We start from the raw sequence: 6,739 nt of genomic DNA on the forward strand, positions 1-6,739 counted from the left end.
GTTAGCTTTTATTAAGGTTATTAATAGAACAAAGTCGTTATAAATTACTTTGATCAGTTAATTAATAAAGTTAATATTATGTATATTAAGGTATTTTTAATTAAGTAATCAGGATATCATTTATAGTTGTAACTCCTGGTTATTCAATTATAGAAAAATAATTAAATTGGAGTTTAACAACCATGACAAGAGTATGCCAAGTAACTGGTAAACGTCCTGCAGTTGGTAATAACCGTTCTCACGCTCTAAATGCTACTCGCCGTCGTTTTTTACCTAACTTACAAAATCACCGTTTCTGGGTAGAAAGTGAACAACGTTATGTAACTTTACGTGTTTCAACTAAAGGCTTACGTACTATCGATAAAAAAGGCATTGAAGTAGTTTTAGCTGAATTACGCGCTAAAGGTGAAAAAATCTAAGATTAGTTAACTATTTTAGTATAAAGGTAATATCATGGCTAGTAAAGGCGCTACAGAAAAAATTAAATTAGTATCTACAGCAGATACAGGTTATTTCTACACAACAGTTAAGAATAAACGTAATACTCCAGGGAAATTAGAATTAACTAAATATGACCCTAAAGTACGTAAACACGTATTATTCAAAGAAGCAAAAATTAAATAATTCTTAGCTTTATTGCTATAAAAATTTATTGCTAAAAAGAGGAGACATTACTGTCTCCTTTTTTTTATATCAATTCATATATCTAGGTATATGACTGCATTCACATCATGAGCTAATGAAAAGCATATAACTATGTTGATGTATCAAGCCCTATGGCAATTAGCCAAGCCTTTAGTAAAACTTTATTTTCATAAACGTGGCAAAAAAGATCCTCAATATAACTCTCACTTAGAGCAAAGATTTTTAGGTAAATATCAAGACTTATCAAGTTCATTCCTTAAACTTTGCCAAGCAAAAGGATCTTTACATTTTCATGCAGCTTCGCTTGGTGAGGTGAATTTAATTAAACCTTTTATCATCGAGCTTTTAACTAATAAAGAACTAGCATTTGAAAGTCCAGTAGCAGTTGTAGTAACAACTAATACCCCGACAGGTAGAAAAGCTGCTTTAGAATTAGAACACAAATTTATTGATCAGCTAGCTGTAGTTTATACACCGTTAGAATATACACATGCCATCGACAATTTTATACAAACTTTTAAGCCTCGAGCTTCTTATTTTGTAGAAACCGAAATTTGGCCATTGTTTATAACAAAATTAGCACAACACCATCAAGTAAATTTATTAAATGCTAGAGTTAATGCGACTAAAGTTAAAAAATATAGCAAAGGTGTTATGTTAAATAGTATTAAGAAATTTAGTGCAATTATTGCTCAAGATCAGACTAATGCATTAAGATTTTATAATATTTTGCATCATAATAAGCAAGTGGTTATAGATGCTAATTTTCAACTTGAAAATTATGGTAAATATTGCCAAGCAGTTAAAGAACAGTCGCGCGTTGAATATTTTGCCTTTAAACAGAAAAAACCAGCTTTATACATTGGTAACAACTTAAAGTTTTGTAAAACACAAGCTAAACAGAAGTTGTATCAGCTTCAGAAAGCTTCATGGTTAGATTTTAAAATAACACAACAAAGTAAAGCTGGAATCTTGTTAACTTCTACTTACCCCAATGAAGTAGAGTTATTACTGACGAGTTTAGAACAAACACTAAAACAAGCTTACTTAATTCTTGCGCCTCGACATCCTGAAAACTTTCAAGCCATAGAGCAATTACTTGTGAATCAGCAAATAAGTTACTTAAAACTATCTACTGTTTTAGAGAAATTTAATGTTTTATGGCAACAATTAGAAAGTTCTTGTGCTAAAAGTTCTTCTGTTTATGACCATAGTGAGCAAGCTGAAATTAAAGAGATCTTGGCTAAGCTCTGGCAATTACTATCCTTAGAAAATAAAGTATTGGTTGTTGATACCATTGGAGATTTGAGTAAGTTTTACCAGCTGGTAGATTTAGTTATTATCGGTGGAACTTTTAACCAAATTGGTGGTCATGATCTAATCGAAGCTGTGGCAAGTAAGAATTTCGTGCTTCTAGGTAGTAACTATAAAAATCAAGTAGGTGTAGCTGAGCCTCTATTGGCGCTGCAAGCTATAAAAGAGATTAGCTTAAACGTAAAAGATCAGTCTGAAAATAAACTTAAGTATTTAGCTGAATTAACGCAAGTTCTCGATGATTTTACGCAATATTTTGCGACAAATGAACAAAGTTTTCTGCAGTTACATAGAGTTGATAGTAATAAAAATGACTTAAGTAAGACAGATTATTACTTAGCAGCTATTGATCGCTCTTATAACTATTATCTCCAACAACAAAATGCTTTAGTTAATCATTTATATCTGTGTGAATTTATTAGAGATGACAAATAATAAACTTATTCGAGCTCTATTTCCAGCTAGTTTTGATCCTATAACTTTAGGTCATATGGATCTAATTAAACGTGCTTCTAAGATGTGCCAAGAATTAATTATCTTAATCACTAATAATCTTGGTAAAAAATATCTTCTTGATATTGAGCAACGTAAAGAACTAGTATCTCTAGCACTTAAACAATTAGATATTACCGATTGTAAAATAATTGTACACACTTCTCACGATTTATTAGTGCATGATTATCTTAAATATCAAGCTGATTTTATCGTCCGTGGTATACGTAATAGTGCTGATTTAGAGTATGAACAAAATTATGAGCAGATAAATCGACAACTCTTCACTACTTATGTTGAAAGCAATCAACAAGCTGCTCAATCATGTAAATTAGAGTTTGAAACGGTATATTTAAATGCCGATCCAGATCTAAAGTACATTTCTTCAACAGGTGTAAGACAATTGTTGACTATGCCTGAAAGTTTTGCTACTTATGCCGATAAATGGCTAAGTAGTGAGGTAAAAACAGCTCTTAGCACAATGCTAAATCTTAAATAATTGTATAACGAATATGCTAAAAATAATTATCCCCCTCTTTATTTATCTCATTTGTTGGATAGGAGCTTTATGCTTCCCTACAGCTAATGGCATTTTTAGCAGTTTTCCTCTTTATTTTGAGATAAATGTCATCATTCTTCCATTAATTTTTATTGTCTATTTATGCATTTTGTATATAAAGACTAAGGATTAAGTTGGTAAACTTAATGACTAATTACACTATCCTCATCCCAATTGTTGTTTATTTTATTGTCTTGATAACTTATAATTTAAGCAACAGATATCGCGATTATCAAAAAACCAAAAATCAAAATGTTGATGTTGTAAAAAATTATTCGGTATCTGACCGTAATTTAGGAGCATTAGCTCTAGCAATGACTTCAGCAAGTACCTATGCTAGTGCTTCGTCATTTATTGGTGGTCCTGGTACAGCTTACTATTATGGTTTGGGGTGGATACTTATTGCTTTAATCCAAGTTCCTACCATGTGGTTTGTCTTTTCTGTTATTGGAGGAAAGATAAACTTATTTGCAAATAAGTATAATTGTAAAACGGTTAATGAAATCTTACTAGCACGATATAACAGTAAACTATTAGTAAATCTAACCAGTTTAATTTTAGTGGTTTGCTTTATTGCGAGTATTACCGTCCAGTTTATTGGTGCGGCTCGTTTATTACAAGGTGCTGTAAATATTGACTATCGTACAGCTCTGTTTATGTTTGCGATAGTAATTTCTATTTATACTGTATTTGGTAATTTTAAAACTGTCGCTTACTCAGATGTTTTTCAAGGCTTTGTAATGATTATAGGGTCAATTCTTCTATTAGCATTTACTCTATATTATATAGGTGGTATTGACGTTGCTTTAAATACCATAAAACAACGTGATGCTAATCTTTTTGATCCATATAATAAAATTATAAGTCCTGAATTATACTTTAGCTTCTGGGTACTAGTATGTTTTGGGGTATTAGGGTTACCGCAAACGGTTTTAAGAACCATGGCTACGCAAAGTGCAAAGCAACGTCTAAAAGCTATTGTCATTGCAACTATCACTTTATTTGTCATTATGACGTGTATGCATTTAAGCGGCTTTTTCGCTAATGCTGTGCTCACGCCAGGGCAGATATCTAGTCCAGATTTAGTAGTTCCGAATCTCATTACGCAAGTAATGTCTCCTGTACTAGCGGCTATCTTTTTAATTGCGCCAATGGCAGCAATTATTTCAACTATTGATAGTATGCTAATTCAAAGCACTTCAACAATTGTAAATGATTTAGCTTTAAATAACTTTAAACCGATTAATAGTCAGAACGATATTGTCAACGCTAAGGTACAAACTAAAGAGCCAAATAAGCAACTTAAAGTTAAAGTCGCGATTCGTATCACAACTTTAGTGCTTATTGTGTGTGCGGTAATCTTTAGTATTAATCCACCGAATATATTAATTTGGTTAAATATTTTATCTTTCGGAGGATTACAAGCTACATTCTTATGGCCGATTGTTCTAGGTTTATTTACAAATTGGGTAAATAAATTTGGAGCTTTAGCTAGTGTAATTGTCGGAGTTGGCACTTATGCATTCTTAACCTTTAGTGGTTTTAAAATTTTAGGTTTACATCAAATCGTACCGGCATTAATTTTTTCGTTAATTGCTTTATTGATAGTTAATACTTTGGTTAGAAGTAAAAATTAATAAATATTATGGCTTGGAAACAATTAGTTGTAAAAACACATTTACAAGATACAGCTTATGCTGAAGATATTTCGGAGTTTTTATCAGAATGTGGTGCTTTATCTACTACATTTAGTGATAACGAAGATGATCCGATTTTTGAACCAGAACTGAACAAAGTTGAGTTATGGGCTAATACAAATATTACTTGTTTGTTTGACATTGATGTTGACCTAGATATTATTGTTAATATGCTTAAAGAACATCTGAAAGTTGAAGTATTAGATTATGAAATACAAGTAGTAGAAGATCAAGATTGGGTAAGAGTATGTTTAGATCAATTTCATCCAATGAAATTTGGTGAAAAATTATGGATTTGCCCGTCAAATCAAACAGTTGAAGATCCTGAAGCGGTAATTGTTGATCTAGATCCAGGTCTTGCATTCGGTACAGGTTCTCACCCAACGACACGCATGTGTTTACAATATCTTGACGCTTTAGCTCAAACAGAACAATTACAAGATAAAGTCGTAATTGATTATGGTTGTGGTTCGGGCATTCTCGCAATAGCAGCATTAAAATTAGGAGCTAAAGTAGCTTATGGAGTAGATATTGACCCTCAAGCAATTGAAGCAACTATTGCTAATGCTAAAAATAACCAAGTGGCTGAGCGTTTAGAAACCTACTTAGTTGAAGATTTTGCTCATCAAGAAGAACAAGCTGATATTTTAGTAGCAAATATTCTTGCTGGTCCATTAGTTGAGTTAGCTCCAGCTTTAAGTAAATTAGTAAAACCACAAGGTTTAATTGCTTTATCTGGTATTCTAGACATTAAAGCCCAGGATATAGTTGCAGCTTATTCAGATGCTTTTGAAATCTTATCTATTGAATATGATGAAGAATGGGTAAGAGTAACAGGTAAGAAAAAATAATGTCTGTGGCTTTTAAAATCGGACAATATAATATTAAAAATTCTGTAATTCTAGCTCCTATGGCTGGAATTACAGATTCTCCTTATCGTCAGATCCATCTTGCGCATGGGGTAGGGTTGGCAGTATCGGAAATGGTATTAGCTAATACTCAGATGTTACATCAAGGTGAGAGTCTTAAGCATCTCGAAATCCAAGATCTTGCTCCTGAAATTTATCAGCAATATCAAGTGCCACGCGTGATGCAGCTATTAGGTTATGATCCTCAAGCTATGGGTAACTTAGCTAAATTGATTGTTGAACATAATCTAGCAGATATTATCGATATTAATATGGGTTGTCCTGCTAAGAAAGTGGTGAAAAAAGCTGCTGGGTCTGCTTTAATGGCAGAACCAGAAACGGTAAAGGCAATTTTAGAGCAAGTTGTTGCTCATGCCCATAATAAGCCAGTTTCTTTGAAAATGCGAACAGGGGTTGATCTTGAGCATAAAAATGCTCTGCAATTAGCCCTTTTAGCTCAAGATATTGGCGTGAAATCGATCGTAATTCATGGTAGAACCAGAGCAGATCTTTTTAATGGGCAAGCCGAATACGATACTATAGCTCAAGTAAAACAAGAGCTTGAGATCCCTGTTATAGCTAACGGTGATGTAGATAGTCTAGAAAAGTATTTGTATGTAAAAGATTATACTAATGCTGATGGTATTATGCTCGGACGAGCTAGCCAAGGTAATCCTTGGTTAATGCAAAAGTTAGTTGCCTTTGCAACAAAAACTAAATATATAGAACCTAACTTATTAGACAAGTTTGTCGTAGTAATGAAACATATTGAGCTAATCTATCAGACTTATGAGCCGTTTCTTTCATATAAAATAGCACGTAAGCATTTTATTTGGTATCTAGAGCAATTGTTTCCTCAAGTATTTACGACTAAAACTAAAAATAATTTAGAAAGCGAACAATATATCCAAAAGCATATAGTATTAAATTCAGAGCAACATAAACAAATAGATTATTTTTACACTAATCTTTATACTAGTGCAGAGTCTAGAACCTTAGATTCAACTAAGTATGAAGAAGTTTATAGTTGGAAAAAAGGTTTTACCACTTTAAACTCTGCTCTCGAGCAAACCTTATTTATACAAAGCTGTTACGCTAAATTAAAAAATTGGTTATAACAAAAA

Annotated in this window: 7 protein-coding genes; all 7 read left to right on the forward strand. The window is 32.4% G+C overall.

Annotated features, from left to right (window positions below; all coding sequences use genetic code 11):
- The first annotated feature begins 182 nt into the window (after nucleotides 1-182).
- The 7 genes from rpmB to dusB all read left to right on the forward strand — a co-directional run bounded on the left by rpmB (nucleotide 183) and on the right by dusB (nucleotide 6,733).
- Nucleotides 183-419 (forward strand): 50S ribosomal protein L28, encoded by a 237-nt coding sequence (rpmB, locus tag CKF58_RS07745; RefSeq protein ID WP_119532625.1) that lies wholly within the window; start codon nucleotides 183-185, stop codon nucleotides 417-419.
- Nucleotides 420-453: 34 nt separating this feature from the next.
- Complete coding sequence (gene rpmG, locus CKF58_RS07750) at nucleotides 454-624, forward strand: 50S ribosomal protein L33 (protein WP_119532627.1); 171 nt, start codon at nucleotides 454-456, stop codon at nucleotides 622-624.
- A gap of 132 nt (nucleotides 625-756) precedes the next feature.
- A complete protein-coding gene (locus CKF58_RS07755) occupies nucleotides 757-2,394 on the forward strand; it encodes a 3-deoxy-D-manno-octulosonic acid transferase (RefSeq protein ID WP_119532629.1) in 1,638 nt (545 codons plus the stop codon).
- Entirely contained in the window at nucleotides 2,384-2,950 is a 567-nt protein-coding gene (gene coaD / locus CKF58_RS07760; RefSeq protein ID WP_119532631.1) for a pantetheine-phosphate adenylyltransferase, read from the forward strand. Before CKF58_RS07755 ends, coaD begins: the two co-directional genes overlap by 11 nt.
- Before the next feature lie 206 nt (nucleotides 2,951-3,156).
- Nucleotides 3,157-4,647, forward strand: coding sequence for a sodium/pantothenate symporter (panF, locus tag CKF58_RS07770; protein WP_147397245.1), 1,491 nt, complete (start codon nucleotides 3,157-3,159; stop codon nucleotides 4,645-4,647).
- 8 nt (nucleotides 4,648-4,655) lie between these two features.
- Nucleotides 4,656-5,558: a 50S ribosomal protein L11 methyltransferase gene (prmA, locus tag CKF58_RS07775; RefSeq protein ID WP_119532638.1), complete on the forward strand. Its 903-nt coding sequence runs from the start codon at nucleotides 4,656-4,658 to the stop codon at nucleotides 5,556-5,558.
- Nucleotides 5,558-6,733 carry a tRNA dihydrouridine synthase DusB gene (gene dusB, locus CKF58_RS07780; RefSeq protein WP_119532640.1) on the forward strand — a complete coding sequence of 392 codons (1,176 nt, stop codon included), beginning with the start codon at nucleotides 5,558-5,560 and terminating at the stop codon, nucleotides 6,731-6,733. Before prmA ends, dusB begins: the two co-directional genes overlap by 1 nt.
- Nucleotides 6,734-6,739: the final 6 nt, after the last annotated feature.

Source organism: Psittacicella hinzii, assembly GCF_003585935.1.
Classification (GTDB): domain Bacteria; phylum Pseudomonadota; class Gammaproteobacteria; order Enterobacterales; family Psittacicellaceae; genus Psittacicella; species Psittacicella hinzii.

Coding starts and splice junctions, on each gene's coding strand:
- panF (WP_147397245.1), top strand. CDS start 3,157: ATGACTAATTACACTATCCTCATCCCAATTGTTGTTTATTTTATTGTC.
- CKF58_RS07755 (WP_119532629.1), top strand. CDS start 757: ATGTTGATGTATCAAGCCCTATGGCAATTAGCCAAGCCTTTAGTAAAA.
- prmA (WP_119532638.1), top strand. CDS start 4,656: ATGGCTTGGAAACAATTAGTTGTAAAAACACATTTACAAGATACAGCT.
- coaD (WP_119532631.1), top strand. CDS start 2,384: ATGACAAATAATAAACTTATTCGAGCTCTATTTCCAGCTAGTTTTGAT.
- rpmG (WP_119532627.1), top strand. CDS start 454: ATGGCTAGTAAAGGCGCTACAGAAAAAATTAAATTAGTATCTACAGCA.
- dusB (WP_119532640.1), top strand. CDS start 5,558: ATGTCTGTGGCTTTTAAAATCGGACAATATAATATTAAAAATTCTGTA.
- rpmB (WP_119532625.1), top strand. CDS start 183: ATGACAAGAGTATGCCAAGTAACTGGTAAACGTCCTGCAGTTGGTAAT.